The 317-nt window shown below is 46.4% G+C and carries 1 rRNA gene; it reads left to right on the top strand.

The window, feature by feature from the left end:
- Positions 1-83: ribosomal RNA gene (locus tag DID96_RS38030) — 16S ribosomal RNA — on the top strand; the annotation flags it as partial.
- Positions 84-317: the final 234 nt, after the last annotated feature.

Raw genomic sequence — 317 nt, 5'->3', positions numbered from 1 at the left:
CGGTCACCACGGTAGGATTCATGACTGGGGTGAAGTCGTAACAAGGTAGCCGTATCGGAAGGTGCGGCTGGATCACCTCCTTTCCAGAGCTTCTCGCACAAGTTGAGCGCTCACGCTTATCGGCTGTTGATTAAGACAGAAACTCTACCTGTCTGCGGTTGAATCGGTTATAGTGCCGGCCGCTTTCAATAATCTTCAATGACAAACATTCGAATGACGATTGTTCGAGTTTTTGTCATTGGCGATTGAGCCAGTCAGAGTGATATCAACAGATATCGGCTGTCGTTCTTTAACAATCTGGAAGAAGTAAGTAATTT

Source organism: Burkholderia sp. Bp8963, from assembly GCF_003854275.1.
In the GTDB taxonomy this organism is placed as follows: Bacteria; Pseudomonadota; Gammaproteobacteria; order Burkholderiales; family Burkholderiaceae; genus Burkholderia.
Note: the sequence above shows the minus strand (reverse complement) of the source record. Positions and strands in the feature narration are given on the sequence as shown.